The sequence below is a fragment of the Vibrio sp. 10N.261.52.C11 genome (assembly GCF_041471405.1).
Taxonomy (GTDB): Bacteria; Pseudomonadota; Gammaproteobacteria; order Enterobacterales; family Vibrionaceae; genus Vibrio; species Vibrio crassostreae_C.
The window spans coordinates 17,428-42,370 of record NZ_JBFROI010000028.1; the positions used below are offsets into that span (position 1 = coordinate 17,428).

At 45.4% G+C, this 24,943-nt stretch carries 18 protein-coding genes; 10 read left to right on the plus strand and 8 right to left on the minus strand.

The genetic code is table 11. The features are described from left to right. Positions 1-4 precede the first annotated feature (4 nt). From folK to sfsA, 5 genes are all read right to left on the minus strand, one after another. Positions 5-490, minus strand: coding sequence for a 2-amino-4-hydroxy-6-hydroxymethyldihydropteridine diphosphokinase (gene folK / locus AB4323_RS11550; RefSeq protein ID WP_004735459.1), 486 nt, complete (start codon positions 488-490; stop codon positions 5-7). Continuing rightward, on the minus strand, positions 487-1,842 hold the full coding sequence (gene pcnB, locus AB4323_RS11555) for a polynucleotide adenylyltransferase PcnB (RefSeq protein ID WP_017059432.1): 1,356 nt from the start codon (positions 1,840-1,842) through the stop codon (positions 487-489). Before pcnB ends, folK begins: the two co-directional genes overlap by 4 nt. Positions 1,843-2,025: 183 nt before the next feature. Further along, the gene (gluQRS, locus tag AB4323_RS11560; RefSeq protein ID WP_017059431.1) at positions 2,026-2,901 is read right to left on the minus strand and encodes a tRNA glutamyl-Q(34) synthetase GluQRS; all 876 of its coding nucleotides are present in this window, start codon (positions 2,899-2,901) and stop codon (positions 2,026-2,028) included. A 218-nt stretch (positions 2,902-3,119) separates the two neighbouring features. Further along, positions 3,120-3,566: an RNA polymerase-binding protein DksA gene (gene dksA / locus AB4323_RS11565; RefSeq protein WP_017059430.1), complete on the minus strand. Its 447-nt coding sequence runs from the start codon at positions 3,564-3,566 to the stop codon at positions 3,120-3,122. 135 nt (positions 3,567-3,701) lie between these two features. Then, the gene (gene sfsA, locus AB4323_RS11570; protein ID WP_017066814.1) at positions 3,702-4,427 is read right to left on the minus strand and encodes a DNA/RNA nuclease SfsA; all 726 of its coding nucleotides are present in this window, start codon (positions 4,425-4,427) and stop codon (positions 3,702-3,704) included. Positions 4,428-4,461: 34 nt separating this feature from the next. On the opposite strand from sfsA, the gene hrpB reads away from it, so the two are divergent. From hrpB to acnB, 4 genes are all read left to right on the plus strand, one after another. After that, positions 4,462-6,960 (plus strand): ATP-dependent helicase HrpB, encoded by a 2,499-nt coding sequence (gene hrpB / locus AB4323_RS11575; RefSeq protein ID WP_372152514.1) that lies wholly within the window; start codon positions 4,462-4,464, stop codon positions 6,958-6,960. Next, positions 6,957-9,356 carry a penicillin-binding protein 1B gene (mrcB, locus tag AB4323_RS11580; protein ID WP_102331931.1) on the plus strand — a complete coding sequence of 800 codons (2,400 nt, stop codon included), beginning with the start codon at positions 6,957-6,959 and terminating at the stop codon, positions 9,354-9,356. Before hrpB ends, mrcB begins: the two co-directional genes overlap by 4 nt. 38 nt (positions 9,357-9,394) lie before the next feature. Next, complete coding sequence (locus AB4323_RS11585; protein WP_372152516.1) at positions 9,395-11,728, plus strand: patatin-like phospholipase family protein; 2,334 nt, start codon at positions 9,395-9,397, stop codon at positions 11,726-11,728. A gap of 271 nt (positions 11,729-11,999) precedes the next feature. After that, positions 12,000-14,588 (plus strand): bifunctional aconitate hydratase 2/2-methylisocitrate dehydratase, encoded by a 2,589-nt coding sequence (gene acnB, locus AB4323_RS11590; protein ID WP_017059425.1) that lies wholly within the window; start codon positions 12,000-12,002, stop codon positions 14,586-14,588. A 101-nt stretch (positions 14,589-14,689) separates the two neighbouring features. On the opposite strand, the gene AB4323_RS11595 is transcribed toward acnB, so the two are convergent. The 3 genes from AB4323_RS11595 to AB4323_RS11605 form a co-directional block, all read right to left on the minus strand. Further along, a complete protein-coding gene (locus AB4323_RS11595) occupies positions 14,690-15,823 on the minus strand; it encodes a glycerate kinase (RefSeq protein WP_017059424.1) in 1,134 nt (377 codons plus the stop codon). Between the two features lie 16 nt (positions 15,824-15,839). Further along, positions 15,840-17,105, minus strand: a complete 1,266-nt coding sequence (locus AB4323_RS11600) for a GntP family permease (RefSeq protein WP_372152519.1) — start codon at positions 17,103-17,105, stop codon at positions 15,840-15,842. Positions 17,106-17,232: 127 nt separating this feature from the next. Continuing rightward, the gene (locus AB4323_RS11605; protein ID WP_017066809.1) at positions 17,233-18,387 is read right to left on the minus strand and encodes a sugar diacid recognition domain-containing protein; all 1,155 of its coding nucleotides are present in this window, start codon (positions 18,385-18,387) and stop codon (positions 17,233-17,235) included. Positions 18,388-18,518: 131 nt separating this feature from the next. On the opposite strand from AB4323_RS11605, the gene AB4323_RS11610 reads away from it, so the two are divergent. The 6 genes from AB4323_RS11610 to AB4323_RS11635 all read left to right on the plus strand — a co-directional run bounded on the left by AB4323_RS11610 (position 18,519) and on the right by AB4323_RS11635 (position 24,928). After that, complete coding sequence (locus AB4323_RS11610; protein ID WP_019824378.1) at positions 18,519-18,887, plus strand: YacL family protein; 369 nt, start codon at positions 18,519-18,521, stop codon at positions 18,885-18,887. Positions 18,888-19,125: 238 nt separating this feature from the next. Further along, positions 19,126-19,464, plus strand: a complete 339-nt coding sequence (glnK, locus tag AB4323_RS11615; RefSeq protein WP_004738200.1) for a P-II family nitrogen regulator — start codon at positions 19,126-19,128, stop codon at positions 19,462-19,464. 27 nt (positions 19,465-19,491) lie between these two features. Then, positions 19,492-20,721: an ammonium transporter gene (locus AB4323_RS11620; RefSeq protein WP_017059420.1), complete on the plus strand. Its 1,230-nt coding sequence runs from the start codon at positions 19,492-19,494 to the stop codon at positions 20,719-20,721. A gap of 295 nt (positions 20,722-21,016) precedes the next feature. Next, complete coding sequence (locus AB4323_RS11625) at positions 21,017-22,030, plus strand: Fe(3+) ABC transporter substrate-binding protein (protein WP_017059419.1); 1,014 nt, start codon at positions 21,017-21,019, stop codon at positions 22,028-22,030. 244 nt (positions 22,031-22,274) lie between these two features. Continuing rightward, complete coding sequence (locus AB4323_RS11630) at positions 22,275-23,900, plus strand: iron ABC transporter permease (protein WP_017063258.1); 1,626 nt, start codon at positions 22,275-22,277, stop codon at positions 23,898-23,900. Continuing rightward, positions 23,900-24,928: an ABC transporter ATP-binding protein gene (locus tag AB4323_RS11635; RefSeq protein WP_372152521.1), complete on the plus strand. Its 1,029-nt coding sequence runs from the start codon at positions 23,900-23,902 to the stop codon at positions 24,926-24,928. Before AB4323_RS11630 ends, AB4323_RS11635 begins: the two co-directional genes overlap by 1 nt. Positions 24,929-24,943 lie beyond the last annotated feature (15 nt).

Here is a 24,943-nt window from a genome sequence, read left to right on the forward strand (position 1 = left end):
TTGGCTATTGTTGCCAAACATTGAGCCCGTTCTTATCTACTATTTTCAGTAGTTCTGTCAGCTCAGTCCCATCAGGGAGTTGTAAACTTGGTGCGATTTCAGCAAGCGGGTAGAGTACAAACTCTCGTTCTTTCATTCCATAATGAGGAACGATTAAGCGCTCTGAATCGATCACCTCATTGCCGTATAGCACAATGTCGAGATCCAAGGTTCTTGGTCCCCAACGTTCGTCTTTACGGACGCGCCCTTGCTCTAGTTCGATCTTTTGAGTGCAATCAAGCAGTTCAATTGGCGTTAATTCGGTTTGGATAGCGACTACCGCGTTGATGTAGTCTGGTTGATTTTGCGGTCCCATTGGAGTGCTACTATATAGCTGAGAGGTCGCAATAAACGTTGATCGCGGTAGGCTTTTTAGCGTTTCGATAGCCAAATTTGCTTGGCTAACTGGGTCGGCAAGGTTGCTGCCGACCGCAATGTAAGCAGTTATCATTCGGATTGCTTACTCTTTTTGTTTCGGTAAGTCTTACGGCGACGATGGCCTGACTTTGATGGTGCTGCAACGTCGTTAGCCATTGCTTGACGCATGTTGCGACCCGCAGTCTGATAACGCTCCCACCATTTTGCTAACTCTTTGGTTTCGCCACCTTCAATCTCACCACGCATTTCTAGGAAATCGTAGCCTGCACGGAACTTGTTGAGCTCCATTAGACGAACAGCGCGTTTACCGTTACGGCGAGGCAGTCGAAGTTGCAGTTGCCAAACTTCGCGAATGGTGGCGGTGTGACGACGAGGAATCGCAATAGATTTTACTTGCTGATCAAGAATGATGTTACTCGCTTCCATGATCGCATCGTAGTGTGCCATACCCTGTTCAGCGACAAGTTTGTCTGCCAGCTTGTTCATTGGGTACCAAAGCATCGCTGCGAACATGAATGCTGGGTTTACTCGCTTACCATCTTCGATGCGAAGGTCGGTTGAATCGAGAACCAAATCAAGCATCTGCTCTGTGTGAGAGTCGTAATCTTCGGTGAAGTGCTCAGCTACCGCTGGGAACATCTGTTGGAATAGATTGTACTCGCGCATCAGGTGGTAGGTTTCTAAACCGTGACCTGATTGCAGTAATTTCAGAGACTCTTCGTAAAGGCGCGCTGCTGGGATATCTCTTAGAAGGTGAGCTAACTCTTCAATCGGGTCAGCCGTGTCTTCTTCGATGTCGAAATCCAGTTTAGCGGCGAAGCGCATTGCACGTAGCATACGCACTGGGTCTTCGCGGTAACGCGTTTCTGGATCGCCAATCAGGCGGATCAGTTTATCTTCTAAATCTTCTACACCACCCGCGTAATCGTGGATGCTGTAGTCTGCAATGTTGTAGTACATCGCGTTGATTGTGAAATCACGACGCTCTGCATCTTCATCAACACTGCCGTACACGTTATCGCGAAGTAGCATGCCTTCTTTCGATTGTGCAGAAACGTTTTTTGATGGTTCTTGGTGGTGACCACGGAAAGTTGCCACTTCAATGATGTCACGACCAAACATGATATGTGCCAAGCGGAAACGGCGACCGATAAGGCGACAGTTTCTGAAGAGGTGTTTGATCTGCTCTGGCGTTGCGTTGGTCGCAATATCAAAATCTTTTGGCTGAGAGCCTAATAAGATATCGCGCACACCACCACCGACTAGAAATGCGTCAAAACCCGCACCATTCAGGCGATATAGCACTTTTAGTGCGTTGTCGCTGATCTGCTTGCGTGAAATATTGTGCTCTTGACGAGTATAAATATTCAGAGCTAATTCGTGGAATCCGCGTTGTTCGCTTGGGGTATTGTCGTTTGTATTCATTAGTTTAGAACAAAGTAGGTATCGCCAACTTTGTTTTTCTCTTAGTCCAAAGTGGTAGTGCAGAGTTTAATTGCGGCTAATAATAGCTTAGCGCGAGCCATTTGAGAACATCGTCTGCTTAACCACATTGGTTGGTTATGGCATTTTTATGTGTCGTTTTTGCTATTTGCCGTGAGTTTCGAGCTAATTACAGTGCTCTTTTTGTAAACTATCAGGTAACTGACTGACGTTCCATTGTTGGCAGCCCCACAATAAAATCTCATCCATTGAAGCCTCATAAAGGGCCGTCGGGATATCAAAACCTAAGAATCGCATCGCGTTGAGTAACGTTGGTTTTGGGTTGTCTAGATCTATCGCGGTGGCATGGTTCTGTTTTGACAGTTTATTCCCCAAGCCATCGGTTGCCAATGGTAAGTGCAAGTAGCTCACTGTTTTTTGCTTGAGCGTCTTATACAAACTGATTTGTCGACCTGTTGGTTCTATCAGGTCTGCGCCTCTTACGACTTCTGTTACTCCTTGGTCGATGTCATCAAGAACAACGGCCAAGTTATAGGCAAACAATCCATCTCTGCGTTTAATAATAAAATCTTCTTCAGCTAGTGCTTTAGGGATTTGAATGGTGCCGTGGCGAACATCATCAAAGGACTCCACTGGAAAGTCCATGCACAAGCGCACCGCCTGTTCACCTGAATCGATTAGGCCTACATCTCGACAGTGACCATTGTAAAAGCCGCCCAAAGCCTTTATCTGCTTGCGGGTGCATTGGCAGTAGTAGGCTTGATTGTCAGCAACCCATTGATCGATTTGAGCTTGATACAAGTCATGACGTTGGCTTTGATAGACGACTTCACCATCCCAAAATAGATGGTAAGCCTCAAGCGTCTTAAGAATGAGGTCTGCAGCGCCGGCCATTTCTCTTGGCGGGTCGAGGTCTTCCATACGAACTAACCATTTTCCTTGGTTAGATTTCGCTTGAAAGTAGCTACCAAGAGCAGCAACAAGTGAGCCAAAATGAAGAGGACCTGACGGTGATGGTGCAAAGCGCCCGATATAATTCATGAGTGAACAACCTAATCTAAATGGTACCGCAGTAGCCGATTCTTAAGACGTTTGACAAGAGCTTTAATGCCTAGAACTAAGCTTCAATCTATAGAACAAGGTTTGATGTATAGAACTAAGGCTTAAAGCTGCTATTTACTATCAAGCGTGTGAAATACTTCGCTTGGATAACAAACAAAAAAGGGAGCCAAGGCTCCCTTTCTTTACATCTGCAAGAATTAACCTTGCATCTGTTTTTCTTTGATCTCTGCAAGTGTTTTACAGTCAATACAAAGATCAGCAGTTGGACGAGCTTCAAGGCGACGAATGCCAATCTCGATACCGCAAGAATCACAGAAGCCGAAATCGTCTTCTTCGATCTTGTCTAATGTCTTCTCAATTTTTTTGATAAGACGACGTTCACGGTCACGGTTACGTAACTCTAAGCTGAATTCTTCTTCTTGAGAAGCACGGTCAACTGGGTCTGGGAAATTCGCTGCTTCGTCCTGCATGTGGTGCACAGTACGATCAACTTCTTCCCTGAGCTGGTTGCGCCAAGCTGCTAAAATTTTTGTAAAATGTTCCGTTTGCTCAAGTGACATGTACTCTTCACCTGGCTTCTCTTGGTACGGTTCAACACCTGCGATGGCTAGGATGCCTAGCGCTTTTTTCTTAGATTCTGGCATACAGCATCTCCTATTTACACCTAGTCAACTGCAAAGCAGCTAATTTTAAGGCGGGTATCTATAGCAGAAAGAACGAATGGTGGCAAATACTCTTATTCAAACTTGCAATCAATGTGATTAGTTCAGCATCTTTGCTTAGCTATTGATAAATTCAACAGCTTGTTTTAGTTGTATTTGAGTACTGCTGAGCTCTGCTTTATAGCAAAGCACTTCAACTCCAGCGTCTTGTGCTTGTTTTAGTAATAACGAATATTTGGCGTCTATATGGTGTGCCGCAGACACTTTTTCAATACCTGAATGTAAAACAGTGAATAAAAGTACGGCTCTATTTCCAGATTCGACCATTTCTGTGAGTTCACGCAGATGTTTTTGGCCTCTGGTTGTGACCGCATCAGGGAAAAAACCTTGCCCTTTAGTTGACGTTTCTTGCTCGTCGAGCAAAGTGACGCTTTTCACTTCGATATAGCAAGGCGGCTTTTCGTTATCTTCAAGCAGAATATCAATGCGACTATTCTCACTGCCATATTTCACTTCGGTTCGTAACGCGTTATAACCTAAGAGTTCAACTATAGTCCCATTTTCAATTGCTTCCACTGCTAGCTGGTTTGCCCGCGCAGTATTTACACAAATACGATGACCTTTGTCTGTTTCTGAGATCTCCCAGCTGTTTGGGTACTTTCTCTTTGCATTATCGGAGGTTGAGTACCACACCGTATTGCCAGGAGTCGCACATCCTGTCATCGCTCCAGTGTTAGCGCAGTGGATAGTGCGCTCGCTACCGTCTGGAAGTTGGATGTCAGTGAGAAAGCGTTTATAGCGTTTAATAAGAGTCGCTGGCTCTAATGGAGGATTGAAGTGCATATTACTTATTTAGACAGGTAGGTTTTTATGTACAATGTTGCCAACATTACACCACAAGGTTCTCCCATTGCCACAACTGCCCATAGAAGCTGTGATGCCAGATCTGCTCGCTGGCGTAGAAACACACACTCAACTTATTCTAAAGGCCGCTCCCGGTGCGGGTAAGTCAACATTCTTCCCTTTACAGTTAGTTAAGACCAACGCCGTTCAAGGCAAAATCATCATGCTTGAACCGAGGCGTTTGGCTGCAAGGAATATTGCTACTTACTTAGCGAGCCAATTGGGAGAAAAGGTGGGAGAGAGCATTGGCTTTAGAGTTCGTGGTGAATCTAAAAGCAGCAGTGCGACTCGCTTAGAGATTGTTACTGAAGGGATCATGACAAGAATGATCCAAACCGACCCTGAATTAACTGGGGTTGATATGGTGATCTTTGATGAATTTCACGAGCGCAGTATTCACGCCGATACCGCATTGGCGTTTAGCTTAGAGATCCAAGAGGCGTTGCGTGACGATCTGAAAGTGGTAGTGATGTCGGCAACTTTAGATCAACAAGCTCTGCAAACTTTGCTGCCGAATGCCAAATACGTTGAATCACAAGGTCGCACCTTTCCGGTCGATTTCCGTTATCAGCCTCTTAGTGCAAATGAATATCTAGCCCCTAAAATGGCTAACGTGATTCGTTCGCTGATGGAGAAAGAGTTAGGCTCACTTCTGGCCTTTTTGCCGGGCGTTTCTGCGATTAAGCAGGTGGAATCTCAACTAGAACAATTCGCCAATGATATCGATGTGTGTCCTCTGTATGGGCAACTCAGCTTTTCTCAGCAGCAGAAAGCGATCGCGCCATCAGAGAAAGGGCGTCGAAAGGTGGTGTTAGCGACCAATATTGCTGAGACTTCTTTGACGATTGAAGGTATTCGATTGGTGGTTGATTCTGGGCTTGAACGTGTGGCGAAGTTCGATCTGAAAACCGGTATTACTAAGCTTGAGCAAGTGAAAATCTCGCAATCTTCAGCTGAACAACGAGCGGGCCGTGCGGGACGAATTGAAGAGGGCTTGTGCGTTCGTTTGTACAGCGAAACGCAGCTGATGCAGCAACCAGCTATACCAGAACCTGAAATTCTTCATTCTGATTTGTCTTCGCTGGTGTCTGAATTGACGCAATGGGGCGCTGCGAGTGCTGATGAACTGCAATGGTTAGACGTTCCACCCAAAGCTTCTATCGGGCAAGCCAAGCGACTCTTACAGACTCTTGAATTGTTAGACGATAATGGTCAATTTACGGCATTAGGAAAACAGGTCCAACGTTTAGGTCTAGAGCCTCGTATTGCCAGCATGTTGGTTAAAGCGCAGCAAGGTAGTCCTGCTCTGTTGAATGTCGCGATTGTTGCTGCTGCTTTGCTGGAAGAGCCGGAGCGCAATGTGACGGATATTCAACACTCTTTGCATCGACTTAAGCAAAGAAAACATTCCAAAAATAGCGTTGTGATGCAGCGAGCGAAAAGTCTCGCGAGCAAACTCAATCATCACTTAGATTTGTCACAAGCTGACGAATCATTGCTACCATTAGTGCTTTGTTTTGCCTTCCCAGACCGGATTGCACAAGTGAGAAGCGCGACCAGCAGTGCTTTCCTTTTGGCGAATGGCCACGGTGCTGAGGTTCGTGATGATGATCCACTGGCGAACAATAACTATATCGTAGTGATTGATTTGATGCGCAGCACAGGGCGAGCCAGTCAGATTTTCTTAGCCACCGCGGTTGATATCGCACAGTTAGAAGCTGAATTTCCAAAACTGTTTGTGCGTTCCGATTACGCCGATTGGGATGAGAAATGTGGCCGTTTAGTTGCTGAGCAGCGTGTATCTCTGGGCAAGTTGATTATCAGCACCAAAGCTTTACCTGATCCCGATGCGAATCAGGCGAGCCAAGCGCTGCTCAATTATGTCGCTCGATGTGGGTTGGATCGCTTAAATTGGACAGCTTCGGCTAAGCAGTTGGTTGAGCGTGTACGCTGTGCAGAGCTTTGGATGCCTGAGCATGATTGGCCAGCGATGGACGATGCGAGTTTGATTGAACACCTTGATGAGTGGCTATCTCCCTATCTGAATGGCATTAAGTCGGCAAAAGGGCTGGCTAGTGTTTCGATTGAGCAAGCATTGTCGGCTTATCTTGGTTGGCCTTTGAATCAAGAAATCGACCAATGGTTGCCAACGCACTATCTGATGCCAACAGGCAGCAAGAAGGCCATTCGTTATCAATATCAATCTGAACCAGTGATCTCAGTGCGAATGCAGGAAGTCTTTGGCGAACAAGACTCGCCATTGATCGCGCAAGGGCGTAAAAAAGTAGTGCTTGAGCTCCTTTCTCCAGCACAGCGACCACTACAAATTACTCAAGATTTAGCTGGCTTTTGGGCTGGCGCGTACAAAGAAGTACAAAAAGAGATGAAGGGCCGTTACCCAAAACATCCTTGGCCGGATGACCCTGCTAACCATGTAGCAACCACTAAAACCAAACGACAGTTGAATCGATGATGACCAAAATGTTAACGCCAAAAAAGGCACCACCTAAAAAAGCGCCAGCAAAGAAGTCACCAGCGACCAAAGCCAAGCCAAGAAAACCAAGAGCGGCTGCGAAAAAGACCAAACCTAAGGCTAAGAAATCTGGCAAAAGAGGTTGGTTGAAGATCCTATGGGGCATTTCTTGGAAAGCGGGCTTAGCGCTTGCGGCATTGCTGTTGTTCGTCGGTATTTATCTTGATTCTGTGGTCAAACAGCGCTTTGAAGGTCAGCTGTTTGATTTGCCAACCGTGGTTTATGCGCGAGTGCTAGACCTGTCTCCGGGAACTCCGGTGAGTTTGGTTCAGGTTAAGAATGAGCTCGATGTACTTAATTACCGTAAGGTGAACGCGCCTCGTCACCCAGGCGAATACTCTTCTTCTTCGACCAAGATTGAAATGATTCGTCGTCCGTTCGAGTTTGTTGATGGACCGGAAGCGGATCGTCATGTGATGCTGCACTTCAATGGTAACGAATTAACTCGTATTCAGTCGCTGGAGAAGAAAGGCGACATGGGCTACCTGCGTGTTGAACCGAAAATGCTTGGCATGCTTGAGAAAAGTAACGATGAGCAGCGCCTGTTCTTAAAACGCAATCAGTTCCCAGAAGTGATGGTTGATGCCTTACTGGCAACCGAAGACCGAAACTTCTATCAACACGATGGTGTGTCGCCACTGGCCATCGCTCGTGCAATGGTCGTTAACGTCAAAGCTGGGCGAACGGTACAAGGTGGTAGTACGCTGACACAACAGTTGGCAAAAAACCTGTTCCTGTCCAGTGAACGTACATTGTGGCGTAAGGTTCGTGAAGCCTACATTGCACTTATCTTAGACCATCGTTACAGCAAAGACCGTATCCTAGAGGCTTACTTAAATGAGGTTTATCTTGGACAGAATGGTGGGCAAGCGATTCATGGCTTCGGTTTAGCGTCTCGTTTGTATTTTGGTCAACCTATTCAAGAGCTGCGCATCGATCAGCTAGCACTGCTGGTGGGTATGGTGAAAGGACCGTCGTATTACAATCCGGTTCGCTATCCTGAGCGTGCTAAGACTCGACGCGATCTGGTTCTTCGCTTATTGATGCAACAAGACATCTTAACTCCGCGACAATACGAAGAGGCGGCGAGTCGTGATTTGGATATTCAAGACAACCCACGCATTGCTAGCCGTCAGCCCGCTTATTTCCAACAAGTAAACATTGAGCTTAAGAAGTATGTCGGCGATCGATTTGAGGCGAAAAAAGGGATTCGAGTCTTTACCTCTCTGGATCCGGTATCTCAAGACAAGTTAGAGAAGTCGATTGCTCGTAAGGTGCCTGATTTATCGAAAACCGCAGGTAATAAGCTGGAAGCAGCAGCTATTGCCGTGGATAGAAATACCGGTGAAATCCGGGCGATGGTCGGTGGTAAGCGTACTGGCTACGATGGCTTTAACCGTGCCTTGAACGCGAGTCGCCCAATTGGTTCTTTGGTCAAGCCTGCAATTTACTTAACCGCACTAGAGCAGCCTCAGAAGTACACGTTGGCGACAACATTGAAAGACACGCCACTGAGCTTGAAAGGCAGTAAAGGTAGCGTGTGGAGCCCGAGAAACTTCGATCGTAAGTTCCGTGGCGATGTGCCTTTGTATGTGGCGCTTTCTAAGTCTTACAACGTACCTACTGTTCGTTTAGGCATGCAATTAGGCATTGATAGTGTCTCGGATACGATTGGAAAACTGGGGGTCGATAAAAATGAGATTCGCCCAGTGCCGTCGATGTTTTTGGGTTCGTTCTCACTGACTCCGTTCCAAGTTGCGCAGATGTATCAAACCATTACCAATTCTGGGCGTATAGCACCTTTGTCTGCGCTTCGCTCAGTTGTTGATAACGATGGCGAGGTTCTGTATCAGTCGATCCCTCGTGTATCACAAAGCGTTGACCAGCAAGCCGCTTGGCTTACAACCTATGCAATGAAACGTGGCGTGTCGGAAGGCACGGGCCGTTTCCTACAAGGTCAGTTTGCATGGGCAGGATTAGCCGGTAAAACGGGCACCAGTAATGACAGCCGAGACAGTTGGTTCGTGGGTGTTGATGGTCGCGAAGTCACTACCATCTGGCTAGGGCGCGATGATAATAAGCCGACTAAACTCACGGGCTCTAGTGGTGCGCTACGTGTTTATGCCGATTATCTGAAACATCGAACTCCAGAGCAGTTACTGTTGCCTTGGCCGAATGGCATTACGACGGCAAGTTTTACTCGAACTTCTCAAGGGGCTTTAGAGTTTGACTGTGACGGTACGGTTAAACTGCCGGTTTGGGATGAGAATGGAAACATTAAAAAGGGTTGTGAAAGTCAACCAAAACAGTGGCTAAAAAAGCTTTTTCAGTGGTAAAGTCGTAAAAGAAAAGAATGACAAGGATAGTTTAAAGAATGATTTCTCGTTGGATGGTGAGCGGCTTAGGCATTGTCGGTACTGTGATCAGTTTTCAGCTGTTTGCATCTACTGTGACACCGGTGGAACAATCTCAGCAAGCTGGACAAGCTCATAAAAGACCAACCGTTGCTGTTGTGCTTGCTGGTGGAGGAGCCAAAGGAGCGGCTCACATTGGTGTACTTAAAGCGCTAGAAGAGATGCAAATTCCGGTCGATTACATTACCGGTACCAGCATGGGCTCTTACGTTGGTGGGCTTTATGCGACAGGGATGAGTGCTGATGAGATTGAAAGTTTTATTTATACGGTTGATTGGAATCGCGGCTATCGTGATCGCGTTAACCGTAGTGATCGCCGAGTGCGTGACAAAGAATATGAAGACCGTTACCAACTGAACACCGATCTCGGTTTAGGTTGGGGCGAAATCAAAGCTAGGAAAGGCGTGGTTCAAGGTCAGAATATGTTGCGTATTCTGCGTGAGACTACAGGTAACCTATCTCCACTCGACTCTTTTGACCATCTTGCTATTCCCTACCGTTCAGTCGCAACCGACATTATTGAGCTTGAAGAAGTGGTCATCGACCATGGTCACCTTGTTGATGCGATGATGGCCAGTATGTCAGTTCCCGGAGCGCTTCCCCCTTATGAATTAGATGGCCGAATGCTGGTTGATGGTGGTGTCACCAATAATATGCCAGTCGACGTTGCTAGAGCGATGGGCGCGGACATCGTCATTGCGGTGGATATCAGTACCAATTACAAAGGCAAAGAAGACTTCACGAATTTTCTAGCGGCAGCTGACCAACTCTCGAATTATTTGGTCCAACGCAGCACTCAAGAGCAAGCTGAAACACTGACTGATGATGATGTTTTCCTGCGTCCTGATGTTGGGCAAATGGAGACGACTGACTTTGATAAAATGCCATCGGCTTTCCTCGCGGGCTATGAAGCCGCTAAGCAGCATACTGATGAACTTTCTAAGCTATCGCTCTCAAATGCCGATTATCAGCATTATATCGAGGACAAACAAAAAGCACGCAGACAGCTGAAACATGGCGATAAGACTGTCGTCGATAGGGTTGTCATCAACAACAACACCCACTATTCAGATAAGTTGATCGAAAACCGCTTAAATCTCGATTCTGGTGAGGTTTTGAAAACCAGTGAAATCGAATCTAAAGTGAAAGATCTCTATGCACTGGATAGATTTGAGTTGGTCACTTATGAATTTGACAACGTTGACGGTGAAGATCAACTTCAAGTCGATGTGAACGAAAAGTCTTGGGGCCCAAACTACCTCAACTTTCGATTCTTTCTTGAAGATGATTTCTCTACTACCAGTCAGTACTCGATCGGTGTCTCAGCCAACTTTACCGATATTAATAAGCATGGTGCAGAGCTAAGAACTAACGTCGAGATGGGTACTGACAAACGAATTGAAGCGGAACTTTACTCGCCCTTCTTTTCGAGTCAAAAACTGTTCACTTCTGCATCGATTGTTTACAGTAAGGAAAACAGAAATTTGTCCGTGGTTGAGGGGGAGGTTGGAGAACCGACATTAGAAGCGACTACAGACTATGTCCCACTGATTTATAGTGAATATGTCGGTGAATTGGCATTAGGCTATCAACCGACGTTGTGGCAAGAACTGAAATTTGGTGCTCGTTATACTGATGGGGGTTTGGAGGTTTCTTCGCTACCATCTTTTGGTAACGGAGCGTATACACGTATAGGCGGGTTTATTAGTTATCGACTCGATACTTTAGATAATTTTAGTTTGCCAACGAAAGGTTACTTTGTCGATTTAGAATATCTTGTTTCCCATGATGACTTTGAGGACAACACGTCTGGAGATACCCCGGATCTAGGGTCTGAAAGCGATACTGTTTATGAGTTTTCGGCTAATTTCATGGCAGCAAAGAGTATTGAGAAGCATACTTTAGTCGCAAAGCTTGATTACGGAATTGTAGAAAGTAAAAACTCTGTTTTTCCAATCGACCCCAAAGAGCTTGGTGGCTTCTTAAACCTGTCAGGTATTCCAAGGAATAGTATGATAGGTCAGAACTTGGCCTACACCAGCCTTATCTATCGTTATAAGTGGTTTGAAAATGACTTCGGCCTCTTTAAATCACCGTTCTACGTAGGTGCATCCATAGAACATGGTGGTGTTTGGTCGAACAATGATTTAACCATTGATGAAGCACCAATGTACACCGCAGGTTCTGTTTTTGCTGGTGTTGATTCGCCAATAGGACCGATCATTTTGGCTTATGGCCGAACTGAAGATAACTATGATTCGGTCTATTTGATTGTCGGTACTTCCTACAAATAATCATGCGTAGAGCAGCCATTTAAGTGCGTAATTAGGCAAAATAGTGGGACTTTCGTCTTAACTTGCTATGTTGGTCAAAATGATAAGATTTTAATTTAACGTTAAATTTGCTATTCTACCGCCCACAGTTTGGCCTCTATGACGCCGCTCATCAATACAAATTGAATGACAAAAATGGCAATGGAGAGCCAAGTTTCCAAGGATGTTCACTTCTTTATTTTACTAACAATTATGAAGGGAAGAAGTGAACCGCAATGAGAGGAAAAAAGTCGTGCTTGAAGCCTACCGTAAACACGTCGAAGAACGTGCTGCCGAAGGAGTTGTTCCAAAACCACTAGATGCTGAGCAGGTAGCTGGCCTAGTTGAACTTCTGAAGAATCCACCTCAAGGTGAAGAAGAAATCATTCTTGACCTACTAGAAAATCGCATTCCACCGGGTGTAGATGAAGCTGCTTACGTAAAAGCTGGCTTCCTTACGGCTATCACTAAAGGTGAAGTAGCTTCGCCACTAGTAAGCAAAGCAAAAGCTGCAGAACTGCTTGGTACCATGCAAGGCGGTTACAACATCGAATCTCTAGTATCTCTACTAGACGATGCTGAGCTTGCTCCAATCGCTGTTAAAGCGCTATCTCATACTCTACTGATGTTCGATGCGTTCTATGACGTAGAAGAGAAAGCGAAAGCTGGCAATGCTGCTGCACAACAAGTACTTCAATCTTGGGCTGATGCTGAATGGTTTACAGCGAAAGATAAAGTAGCAGAAAAAATCACAGTAAAAGTATTTAAAGTCACTGGTGAAACGAACACCGATGACCTATCTCCAGCGCCTGATGCATGGTCACGTCCTGACATCCCAGTACACGCGAAAGCGATGCTGAAGATGGAACGTGATGGCATTACTCCTGATGAACAGGGTAGCGTTGGTCCAATCAAACAAATTGAAGAAATGCAAAAAGATGGCATTCCACTGGCTTACGTTGGTGATGTTGTTGGTACAGGTTCTTCACGTAAATCGGCAACAAACTCAGTACTTTGGTTCATGGGTGAAGATATCCCATTCGTACCAAACAAGCGTACTGGCGGTGTTTGTCTTGGTGGTAAAATTGCACCAATCTTCTACAACACAATGGAAGATTCAGGCGCACTACCCATTGAACTGAACGTACAAGACATGAACATGGGCGATATCATTGATATCTACCCGTACGAAGGTGTTGTTCACAAGAACGGTTCTGTGATTTCAAACTTTGAGCTAAGCAAAGTACTTCTTGATGAAGTGCGTGCTGGTGGCCGTATTCCACTGATCATCGGTCGTGGTCTAACGGGTCGTGCTCGTGACGCTCTAGGTCTAGCTGAAACGGATCTGTTTGCTAAACCAATCGATCCATCTGCATCTGATAAAGGCTACACGCTAGCTCAGAAGATGGTTGGTAAAGCATGTGGCGTTGAAGGTGTTCGTGCTGGTCAGTACTGTGAACCTAAAATGACGACAGTCGGTTCTCAAGATACGACCGGTCCTATGACTCGTGATGAGCTTAAAGATCTGGCGTGTCTTGGTTTCTCTGCAGACCTTGTAATGCAGTCTTTCTGTCACACATCGGCATACCCTAAACCAGTCGATGTAAACACTCACCATACGCTACCTGATTTCATCATGAATCGTGCGGGTGTTTCACTTCGTCCGGGTGATGGCGTTATCCACTCATGGCTAAACCGTATGCTTCTTCCTGATACTGTAGGTACAGGTGGTGACTCGCATACTCGTTTCCCTCTAGGTATTTCATTCCCTGCGGGTTCTGGCTTGGTAGCATTTGCTGCAGCAACAGGCGTTATGCCTCTTGATATGCCTGAATCTATCTTGGTTCGCTTTAAAGGTGAAATGCAACCGGGTATCACGCTACGTGACCTAGTACATGCCATTCCTCTTTACGGCATCAAGCAAGGCCTACTAACGGTAGAGAAAGCAGGTAAGATCAACGAATTCTCTGGTCGTGTACTAGAAATTGAAGGTGTTGAGCACTTATCTGTTGAGCAAGCATTTGAGCTTTCTGATGCATCTGCTGAGCGTTCTGCTGCAGGTTGTACCGTTAAGCTTTCTGAAGAGTCTATCTCTGAGTACTTGAACTCGAACATCGTGATGCTGAAGTGGATGATCGCTGAAGGTTACGGTGATGTTCGTACGATTGAGCGTCGTATTACAGCAATGGAAGAGTGGCTAGCTAACCCTGAGTTGCTGTCTGCTGATTCAGATGCGGAATACGCGCACGTTATCGAGATTGACCTTGCTGATATCGATCAACCAATCCTATGTGCACCAAACGATCCAGATGATGCTCGTCTTCTATCTGACGTTCAAGGCACAGAGATTCAAGAAGTGTTCATCGGTTCTTGTATGACCAACATCGGCCACTTCCGTGCCGCTGGTAAGATGCTAGAAGAGTTTAACGGCTCGCTAAATACTCGCCTATGGGTGGCTCCGCCAACGAAGATGGATAAAGACCAACTGACAGAAGAAGGCTACTACGGCATCTTCGGTCGTGCTGGGGTACGTATCGAAACTCCTGGCTGTTCACTATGTATGGGTAACCAAGCTCGTGTTGCTGATGCTTCGACGGTTATGTCGACGTCAACGCGTAACTTCCCGAACCGCTTAGGTAATGGCGCGAACGTTTATCTGGCTTCTGCTGAGCTTTCTGCTGTTGGCGCGATTCTAGGTCGCATCCCAACGAAAGAAGAGTACTTAGAGTACGCTGAGAAGATTAATGCAACCGCTGCTGATACATACCGTTACCTGAACTTCCATAAAATGGGTCAGTACACGGAAAAAGCAGACACGGTTATCTTCCAAGAGCCTGCGTAACGTCTGATTTTGTTGTAAATATAATTAAGGCCGCTGTGAATAGCGGCCTTAATTGCTTTTAGCATACAGCGAAAATTGCTTTTAGCTTACAGAGAGCTCGATTAGTGCTTAATCGTATACATTGCTGCAACATTGCGAGCAGTAAGTTCAATATTTTCAGCCGCTTCAGCCAAAGCTGTCGGCAAGTCTACTGAACGGTTCACTACCGCAAATACCGCGTCGATACCATGCTCATGAACCACACCACAATCACTGGCTAGACAGCCGGCAATACCGATGACAGGCAGTTTATGTTTTTTGGCTGTGCGAGCGACACCAATCGGTGTTTTGCCATGAATGGTTTGGCTATCAATGCGCCCCTCTCCTGTAATCACAAGATCAGCATCTGAGACTATTTCATCTAAATTGACGGCGTCCATTACGATGTTAATACCAGGGCGAAGCTCCGCATTTAACAGGCCAACAAGTGCCGCGCCTAGACCGCCTGCCGCGCCAGCACCAGGGAGATCAATGACATCGACGCCTAACTGGTTTTTCATGATACTGGCATAATGAGCAAGGTTAGCATCTAACAGCTCAACCATTTCTGGTGTTGCGCCTTTTTGCGGACCGAATACCTGTGATGCCCCTTTTGGTCCGCATAATGGATTATCGACATCACAAGCGACCTCTAAGCGTACGTTTTGTAGGCGTGGGTCGAGGTTGGTGAGATCAATGGTTGTCAGTTTTGACAGTTCACCACCACCAAACACCAGCTCGTGACCCTCTGCATCTAGCATACGAATGCCTAGCGCTTGAGCCATTCCTAAGCCACCATCATTGGTCGCACTACCACCAATGCCAATAATAATATGCTCAACACCTTTATCTAATACGGCTTTGATCAACTCACCCGTACCATAGGTAGTGGTTTTTAGTGGATTACGTTGTTCTGGAGAGACTAAATCTAGGCCGGAAGCGGCCGCCATTTCAATAATGGCAGTTTTACCGTCACCGAACATACCGTAGAAGCCTTCGACAATTTCACCTAATGGACCAATCACTGGATGTTGGATGATAGAGCCATTGGTCGCATCCACCAGAGATTGTACTGTGCCTTCACCACCATCAGCCATTGGTAATTTTACGTATTCGGCGTTTGGTATTAGCTGTTTAAAGCCATCTTCAATCGCTTGAGCAACGCCCATTGCTGATAGGCTTTCTTTATATGAGTCAGGAGCAATTACAATTTTCATTTTGATACCTTTAAACTTAAACAAACAGACCAAATACACCGAAGATCATTACTGAGACGAAGGTGATAACAAGACCGACCGCTGACTCATGAGGGATGAGTTTTAGACGTTCATGAATACTCATATGTACCGCACCACCCGTGGCATGGAAGAAGCTACCATGTGGCATATGGTCAAGTACTGTCGCACCAGAGTGGATCATTGCTGCGCCTGCGAGAGCTGGAACACCTAGCTCAAGAATGGTGCTGGCAAATACATTCGATGCCACTACTGTTCCGGCAGTTGTCGATGCGGTTGATAGTGCCATCAGTGCGCCAGAAAACGGAGCAAGTAAGTAAGAAGGCAGCCCAGACATCGTCAGCACTTCAATCAGATCAGCTTTTAGTCCTGAGTTAGCAATGATGCCTGCAATGGTTCCTGTGCCCAGTAGCATTACAGCAACCGGTGCCATACGTGACAAGCCTGAAACCGCAAAGCTATTGGCTTGTTTGAAGCGACCCATAGCCAGTGCACCCAGCAATCCACCCAAGGGTAATGCAATTAGAGGATCAACATTGATATCAGCGAGTGGTCGCAGCGCGAGTAGGGCAATAGCCACTAACGGTGCAACGATTGAAGAAGAAAAGCTTGGCAGTGAACTTTGATCCGCTTTGACCACTTCACTTTCCGCTACTTTTGAACCTTTATTGACGAGGCGCTTTGCCAAGAAGTAGGCGAAAAGCAGCCCAAATAGACCCGGAATCACGCCTGCAGCCATCACAGAGGTTAACGGAACATTGAACGCATCAGCCGCCGCAATGGCATTTGGGTTAGGCGACATGACATTACCTGCTTTACCGCCGCCCACCATCGCCAAAAGGATCGCGGTTTTAGAAAGGTCTGCGCGGCGAGCAATAGCCAGTGCAATAGGAGAAACCGTGATAACGGCCACATCAACGAAAACGCCAACAGCGGTTAAAATCATGGTCGCAATGGCAAGAGCAAGTAAGGCGCGAGTTTCGCCTACTTTTTTGATGATGGATTCTGCAATCGAGGTAGCCGCCCCTGATTCAATTAGTACGCCGGCCAACACACCAGCGGCGAGAATTCGCATCACTGAAGTGACGATCCCTTGGGCACCACCTATCATTAACTCAACGGTTTCGGTGAGAGAAACGCCGCCAACCACGCCGCCAACCAAAGCACCGATGATCATGCCGTAGGTGGGTGGCACTTTTTTAAGAATGAGCGCGATAGCAACAATCAATGCTGAAAGTGCGCCAAGAGTTGAAACTTCAATCATGTTCTATTTCCCAGATAACGATGTGTCATTTTCGGCAAATATAAAGATATAGGGTTGGTAAGTCTTTGTCATTCTCTACAAATAAGTGCTCAAATCGGTCCTTTTAAATTGTGCAGTTGCACATTTTTTAGCTCGACCAGTGGAATAGATTTATTGCAATGTAGAGTTGAAATAGATCGTCTATATTGTTGATATTTAATGATGTTATTTGGTTTATCTTGTCTGTTCGATAGCGTAGCGTATTGCGATGGATATGTAGTTCGTTACAGGTGAGAGCTGAATCACAGTTCTGCTTTAAATATGTCTTCAAAGTTTTGATCAGTATCCCTTTACTGTCCTGTTGTTGAAGATGTAGGTAAGACTGCTCCAGTTGCTCACGAATCCATGGATCTTGTAACAGGCTACTCATAATGGCCGGCAGTCGATAGTCTTGATAGAAAAACATGTCTCCGGGGCGGTTACCGACACTGCGCATAGTGAGCTCAGCGGTATCATATGAGCGTGCTAAACCAGAAAGTCCGGTAAAGTAATCCCCAAGCGCAATCTTGATTTGAAACTTAGCTTCTTTCTTTATTCTTTTGAGTAGCAATTTCACGCGCTTGGCTTCTGCATCCTTGGACCAGCTGTTCCCTATCAGGGTTATAGGCTTGAGTACCACCACTTCGTTTTGTGAAACAGACAAGATACCGACTAAATTATCGCGCTCGGGATATTCAAGTAAATGTACTAATTGCTGTAAGTTTTCCAATGAAGGCGCAGTGTCTCCTATCGGTAACACCTTGACGATGGCGGCAATCCGCGGTTGTGCAAGGTCGAGATCCAGACGCTGTGCGATGGATTGCAGTTGCATGTCATTAAGCGTGCTACCTCGGATTAATTGCAATACCAATTCTTCACGATGCCTCTTATTCCATTCTACTTGAGACATAAGTACAGCTTGTTCAACAATAAGCTCAGCGGTCATCTTCACCAGCTCACCAAAATGATGAACTTGCTGCAGTGTCCCAGAAACCCCAATCGCCCCAATGACATTATCCTGAAATAGAATCGGTAAATTAACTCCAGGCTTAACCCCTTTTAGGTGTTCGGCAGTGGCTTCGTCAATATTAACGACTCGTGATTCGGTGATGGCAAGTACCGCTCCTTCATGTTTTTGGTATAAGCGAGTAGGATCACTGGATCCAATAATGCGACCTTTATTATCCATCACATTAATCGAGTGTGGGATGATCTTCATGGTTCGTTCGACAATTTGTTTGGCAATCATTTCGTTCAACTGCATAGAGCCCTCCTCTTCATTGACTGTGTAGGTTGGATCGTAACGATAAATTCGTCAATACGCTCGTTTCTGACAAGACAATGGTATACTCAGAAATAGTATCGCTTGAGTATTAATGCAGTATAGGTTGAGTTATGGAGTTTGAATTTACTAGAAACACTCTAATGGGTGAATACTATGTGAAATGCAGCATGGGCCATGAGATTGTTGGCCGTTGGCTTCAAGAAGAGATCGGTAAAGATAAGCAAAAATTAGATCATGTGATGGCGTTGATTGAGCAATCTCGACAGGACTTGAGCAATGAAGTGACGTTGCTTGGCAAAGAGATTAGCCTTGCGATTAATGAAGACGAAGTAACGATTCAAGAAAACGTGTTAGCGCATGAGCAAGAGATGGAAGAGGGCAGTGAGTTCGACTTCTATAACTGTGAAAGCCAAGCAAGCTGTGGAATCGACGATTTCGAACTGCTCATCGAACGCTGGATGGATTTTTTAGGTTACTAGTCCTAAGACCTATTTGTTAGTCATTCAGAGCTTTGAAGGCTCCGTTGCCCAAAACTGGAGCAATAAGAGCATCGCGCATTAAGATAGTGAAAAGGCTGCACCATGTTGGTGCGGCCTTTTTCGTTATTACGACCTTATTATCTTCATCTTATTTAAAATCAAGCACTTAACTTTTTGGCACGCTACTTGGATTGTAATAAGAGAATTAACGGATTAAGTAAGAATTTAAGGAACGAATATGAAATTAATAAATGCCATTGTTAAGCCATTCAAATTAGACGATGTACGCGAAGCGCTCTCTGATGTGGGTATTGAAGGTATGACTGTTTCTGAAGTGAAAGGCTTTGGTCGTCAGAAGGGACACACTGAATTGTATCGTGGTGCAGAGTACCAAGTGGATTTCCTACCAAAGGTGAAGCTAGAGATTGCTACCCAAGCTGAGAATGTTGACCGAGTTGTTGAAGCGATTAGCCAAGCGGCACACACCGGAAAAATCGGCGACGGCAAAATTTTTGTGTATGACCTAAGCCAAGCCGTACGAATTCGTACTGGTGAAATGGATGCTGAAGCACTTTAAAGAATTACAAGGACTGGAGACTTTAATATGGAACTTACAACAACAGTAACGGAACTACGTTACGCACTAGACACTTTTTTCTTCCTCATTTCAGGTGCGTTGGTAATGTGGATGGCAGCAGGCTTCGCGATGTTAGAAGCTGGCCTAGTTCGTTCAAAGAACACCACAGAAATTTTAACTAAGAACATCTGTTTGTACGCAATTGCTTGTACAGCTTTCTTAGTGGTTGGTTACAACATCATGTATGTCGACAACGGTGAAGGCGGTTGGTTGCCATCATTTGGTACTCTAATTGGTACACAAGGTGAAGGCGCAGATCACTCTCTAGAATCAGACTTCTTCTTCCAGGTAGTATTCGTTGCAACAGCAATGTCTGTAGTATCTGGTGCGGTTGCTGAGCGTATGAAGCTTTGGTCATTCCTAATCTTCTCTGTAGTACTAACAGCGTTCATTTACCCTGTTGAAGGTTATTGGACTTGGGGCGGTGGTTTCCTATCAGAAGCGGGTTTCAGTGACTTCGCAGGTTCAGGTATCGTACACATGGCTGGTGCAGCAGCAGCGTTAGCTGGTGTTCTACTACTCGGTGCTCGTAAAGGTAAATACGGTAAGAACGGTGAAATCTACCCGATTCCTGGTTCAAACATGCCACTTGCAACGCTAGGTACATTTATCCTTTGGTTCGGTTGGTTCGGTTTCAACGGCGGTTCTCAACTGATGGTTTCGGATTTTGAGAACGCAACAGCAGTAGGTCAAATCTTCCTTAACACCAACGCAGCAGCAGCAGCAGGCGCAATTGCAGCACTACTAGTATGTAAAACAACTTGGGGTAAAGCAGACCTAACAATGATTCTTAACGGCGCGTTAGCTGGCCTAGTAGCAATCACTGCAGACCCTCTATCACCATCACCTCTATTTGCTGTAGCGATTGGTTCGGTATCTGGTGCATTGGTTGTATTCAGCATCATCGCTCTAGACAAAGCTAAGATTGATGATCCAGTAGGTGCTATCTCTGTACACGGTGTATGTGGTTTCTTCGGTCTAATGGCTGTGCCACTAAGCAACGCTGATGCAACGTTTGGTGCTCAGCTAATGGGTGCAGCAGTCATCTTTGCATGGGTATTCGGTGCTAGCCTAGCAGTATGGGCGGTGCTTAAAGCAACAATCGGTATCCGAGTAACGGAAGATGAAGAACTTGAAGGTATGGACATGCACGATTGTGGTGTCGGCGCTTACCCTGAGTTTGTATCAGTAAAATAATCAACAGTCGTCGCCTAATCTGAATGGGTTAGGTTGGACAAAGAAAGCCCCGCAACTCTTGTTGCGGGGCTTTGTTGTATTTACGGTTGCACAATATATAAACACGAACGTTGAAGTTAGGCTCATTGTTTAAAGGGAACGACAAGACACAAAGTTGAAATGGTTTGTTACAAAAGTGAGAGTTTGAATGGTCTGAGTAGACGGATTTTTTGTTGGTCGTCATTGTAATTATGTTAATGATGAATATAATAACGCAACTGATAGACATTATCATTTCGATATAAAGGATTTTACAATGAAGAAACTGCTAACACTTTCAGCTCTAGCGTGTGGTGTAATTGCTCCGACAGCAATGGCTGCGGAAGAAGTAAACGTATACTCTTACCGTCAACCTTTCCTTGTTGAGCCAATGTTCAAAGAGTTCACAAAAGAGACTGGTATTAAAGTAAACGTTAAGTTTGCTAAAAAAGGTTTAGCAGAGAAGTTAGCTCAAGAGGGTGAATACAGCCCAGCTGACGTTGTCTTAACTGTAGATATCAGCCGTCTATCTGAATTAACTAAACAAGGTCTAGTTCAATCTGTAGAGAGCGATGTACTTGAAAAGAACATCCCAGCTCAATACCAAGATACAGATAACGAGTGGTTCGCTCTAACAACTCGTACACGTAGCGTTTATTCTTCACGTGACCGTGTTGGTCGTCTAGGTGAAGAGTTCACTTACGAAGATCTAACTAAGCCTGAATTTAAAGGCAAAATCTGTACTCGTAGTGGTAAGCACCCATACAATGTTTCTCTAGTATCTTCGATGATTGCTCACAAAGGTGAAGCTGAAACGAAAGAATGGCTAGAAGGCGTAAAAGCAAACCTAGCACGTAAGCCTCAAGGTAACGACCGCGCGCAAGTTAAAGCGATTAAAGAAGGTCTATGTGATGTTGCTCTTGGTAACAGCTACTACCTAGGTAAGATGGTTAATGATAAAGAGCAAAAAGCTTGGGCTGACTCTGTTTACATTAACTTCCCTAACCAAGAGACTACAGGTACTCACGTAAACATCTCTGGTATGGCAATGGCTAAATACTCTCCAAATGAAGAGAATGCCGTTAAGCTGATGGAATTCCTATCTGGTGACACAGCACAAAGCATGTACGCAGAAGTGAACTACGAATACCCAGTGAAAGCAGACGTTAAACCTTCTGAGCTTGTTGCTTCATGGGGCGAGTTCAAAGCGGATACTATTTCTCTAGACGAAATTGCAAACCACCACGCGGCTGCAATCAAGCTATTAGACGAAGTTAAGTTCGATCTATAATTTATTACGGTAGGCTTCGGCCTAAGTAAAATGACAACCTCAAGTCGCCATTTTGGCTACTTGGGGTTGTTTGTTATTGGAAAATCACTTTTTGATACAAAGCACCCCGTTGATCCCTTGAGTTATTAGCATCTCACCTTGAAGTCATTAGAGTATATGGGTATAAATAACCCCACCATTAAAAGGATATGAGATGTATTTGCAAATGCATTTGTGTTTCATTAAGCCTCGTTGTAGTTAGGCGATGAAAGAAAAGAATTATTTATGGAACACCAGTAGCGGCATTATTGCTGTATTACTGGTTTTACCGATCTTAGCGATTTTTACGACGGCTGTTGGAGAAACAGATGAGCTATTTTCTCATCTGATGTCCACAGTGATGCCTACCTATGCCTACAATACGGTGGTTTTAGTCATAGGAACCATGTTCCTGTCTTTAGTTTTTGGTATTCCGTCGGCTTGGGTTATGGCAATGTGCCGTGTTCCGGGAGAGCGTGTTTTGCAGTGGGCACTCGTCCTGCCATTAGCAATGCCAGGCTATATTGTTGGCTATATCTTTACCGATTGGTTCGACTTTGCCGGCCCTGTTCAGGTTCTACTGCGAGATCTTACTGGGTGGGGACCCGGTGAGTATTGGTTCCCGGATATTAGAACCTTATCCGGCGCTATTATTGTTCTGTCTCTCGTTCTCTATCCTTATGTTTATTTGCTGTGCCGCGCGGCATTTATGGAGCAAAACGTCTCCTTATTACAATCTGCTCGTTTGCTAAAATGCTCGCCTTGGGAAAGCTTCCGTCGTATCTCCTTACCACTTGTTCGTCCATCAATGGCGGTCGGTTTATCGCTTGTTGCTATGGAGACCATCGGTGACTTTGGTACCGTGAGTTACTTTGCGGTAAATACTTTAACGACTGCGGTTTATGATACTTGGCTAGGCTACTCAAGCTTAACGGCAGCTGCGAAAATATCGGCAATCATGCTGGTTATCGTGATCCTACTGTTGAGCTCAGAGCGATACAGTCGCCGTAAGCAGAAGCTATTCCAGAATCAGTTCAGCAGCCGCGAAGATTTTCGTTACGACCTTTCTGGTTGGAAAAAATGGCTGGCACTATTCTGGTGCTGGGGATTAGTTTGCGTTGCGTTCTTATTCCCTCTTGGCCAGCTCATTATTTACGCCTACAAATATTTTGCTCAAAGCTGGACCCCTGAATTCAGAGAATATGCCATCAACAGCCTTTACGTTTCGGTAGCTGCTGCGATTATTGGCGTGATTATCGCGATGATTGTTAACTTTAATCAACGCGTTAGTCCGAGTAAGAAAAATCAGGCTTATATGCGTCTCGCTTCGATGGGCTATGCCGTTCCAGGCACCGTGTTAGCGATTGGGGTGATGGTACCTGTTTTGTTCATGGATCACTTGGTCAATGACATTGCGAAAGTGATGGAGTGGGGGCGACCTGGTTTGATCTTCTCTGGCTCCATGTTCGCGCTAATTTTTGCCATGGTCGTACGTTTCTCTGCAGTGGCAATTGGCAGTATTGAAAGCAGCTTGAGTAAAGTATCCCCTTCATTGGATATGGCCTCAAAAACCATGGGTTGCAATACCAATCAGATGTTACGCCGTGTTCATTTACCTTTGATTAAACGTGGCGCATTGATCGCTGGCTTACTGGTGTTTATCGAATCAATGAAAGAGTTGAATGCGGCCTTGCTGCTGCGTCCTTTCAACTTCGAGACATTGGCGACTTATGTTTATAACTATGCCTCAGATGAGCACCTAGAATTGGCGGCGATGCCTGCTGTATTATTGGTGTTGGTGGGTTTAATTCCTCTGATCATCGTTAACCGTTCTTTGGAGCAGAAACACTAATGAGTTGTGCATTATCAATTAAAGATCTGACTTGTAAATATGAGTCGCAAACCATCTTGGAATCGCTCTCGTTAGAAGTTGAGCATGGTGAAATTGTTTGTCTTCTTGGTGCCAGTGGCTGCGGAAAAACAACTTTGCTTAAGGCGGTTGCAGGGCTGCTTCCATTAAGTAGCGGAATCATGAGCTTGAACTGTCAAACCATTGATGATGGTGATAATTGGTTGCCACCAGAGCAACGAAACATCGGTATGATTTTCCAAGATTACGCCCTGTTTCCGCACCTGACGGTAAACCAAAATGTCGGTTTTGGCCTTAAAGATCTCTCTGATCAGCAAAAGAAAGAGAAAGTCCAAGAGATGTTGGAGCTGGTTCATTTAGATGAATTCGGTGACCGATACCCACATCAACTTTCTGGTGGTCAACAGCAGCGCGTAGCGATTGCTCGTTCTTTAGCATACAAGCCAGATTTATTGTTATTGGATGAACCTTTCTCAAACATCGATACTCAGGTTCGCCATGAGTTGATCTCTCAGATTCGTAAGATCTTTAAAAAGCAGGGTGTGACAGCTATTTTTGTGACTCACAGTCGTGAAGAGGCGTTCGCGTTTGCAGATAAGATGGCAGTAATGAACCATGGTGTGATTGAACAGTATGGTTCGGCATCGGAGCTTTATTTCCATCCATCGAGTAAGTTTGTTGCAGACTTTTTGGGCGGCGGCAGTTACCTCAATGCAAAGCGTATTTCAGAGCTGGAGTTTGAAACCAGCTTGGGTGTGGTTGAAGCTAAACCACAAACGGAGATTGAATTCGGCAGTGCGTGTGAGCTTCTTTTAAGACCACAGCATATTCAAGCTAGTTATGAACAAGACAGTGCTATTTCAGTACTAGAGCAGCAATTTATGGGCGACCATTGTCGTTATGTTATTGAAGCTCATGGTCAAAAGCTATTGGCAACCTCGCCAGAAGCGCTTGAAGTTGGTATGCCGGTCAACGTAAAAGTGGATACCAAAGGCGTATTGGCTTTCTAATTAGGTACAACTCAT

Excerpts from the sequence above, each read along its gene's own strand:
- folK (WP_004735459.1), bottom strand. The coding sequence starts at position 490 with ATGATAACTGCTTACATTGCGGTCGGCAGCAACCTTGCCGACCCAGTT.
- pcnB (WP_017059432.1), bottom strand. The coding sequence starts at position 1,842 with ATGAATACAAACGACAATACCCCAAGCGAACAACGCGGATTCCACGAA.
- gluQRS (WP_017059431.1), bottom strand. The coding sequence starts at position 2,901 with ATGAATTATATCGGGCGCTTTGCACCATCACCGTCAGGTCCTCTTCAT.
- dksA (WP_017059430.1), bottom strand. The coding sequence starts at position 3,566 with ATGCCAGAATCTAAGAAAAAAGCGCTAGGCATCCTAGCCATCGCAGGT.
- sfsA (WP_017066814.1), bottom strand. The coding sequence starts at position 4,427 with ATGCACTTCAATCCTCCATTAGAGCCAGCGACTCTTATTAAACGCTAT.
- hrpB (WP_372152514.1), top strand. The coding sequence starts at position 4,462 with ATGTTGCCAACATTACACCACAAGGTTCTCCCATTGCCACAACTGCCC.
- mrcB (WP_102331931.1), top strand. The coding sequence starts at position 6,957 with ATGATGACCAAAATGTTAACGCCAAAAAAGGCACCACCTAAAAAAGCG.
- AB4323_RS11585 (WP_372152516.1), top strand. The coding sequence starts at position 9,395 with ATGATTTCTCGTTGGATGGTGAGCGGCTTAGGCATTGTCGGTACTGTG.
- AB4323_RS11595 (WP_017059424.1), bottom strand. The coding sequence starts at position 15,823 with ATGAAAATTGTAATTGCTCCTGACTCATATAAAGAAAGCCTATCAGCA.
- AB4323_RS11600 (WP_372152519.1), bottom strand. The coding sequence starts at position 17,105 with ATGATTGAAGTTTCAACTCTTGGCGCACTTTCAGCATTGATTGTTGCT.
- AB4323_RS11605 (WP_017066809.1), bottom strand. The coding sequence starts at position 18,387 with ATGCAGTTGAACGAAATGATTGCCAAACAAATTGTCGAACGAACCATG.
- AB4323_RS11610 (WP_019824378.1), top strand. The coding sequence starts at position 18,519 with ATGGAGTTTGAATTTACTAGAAACACTCTAATGGGTGAATACTATGTG.
- glnK (WP_004738200.1), top strand. The coding sequence starts at position 19,126 with ATGAAATTAATAAATGCCATTGTTAAGCCATTCAAATTAGACGATGTA.
- AB4323_RS11620 (WP_017059420.1), top strand. The coding sequence starts at position 19,492 with ATGGAACTTACAACAACAGTAACGGAACTACGTTACGCACTAGACACT.
- AB4323_RS11625 (WP_017059419.1), top strand. The coding sequence starts at position 21,017 with ATGAAGAAACTGCTAACACTTTCAGCTCTAGCGTGTGGTGTAATTGCT.
- AB4323_RS11630 (WP_017063258.1), top strand. The coding sequence starts at position 22,275 with ATGAAAGAAAAGAATTATTTATGGAACACCAGTAGCGGCATTATTGCT.
- AB4323_RS11635 (WP_372152521.1), top strand. The coding sequence starts at position 23,900 with ATGAGTTGTGCATTATCAATTAAAGATCTGACTTGTAAATATGAGTCG.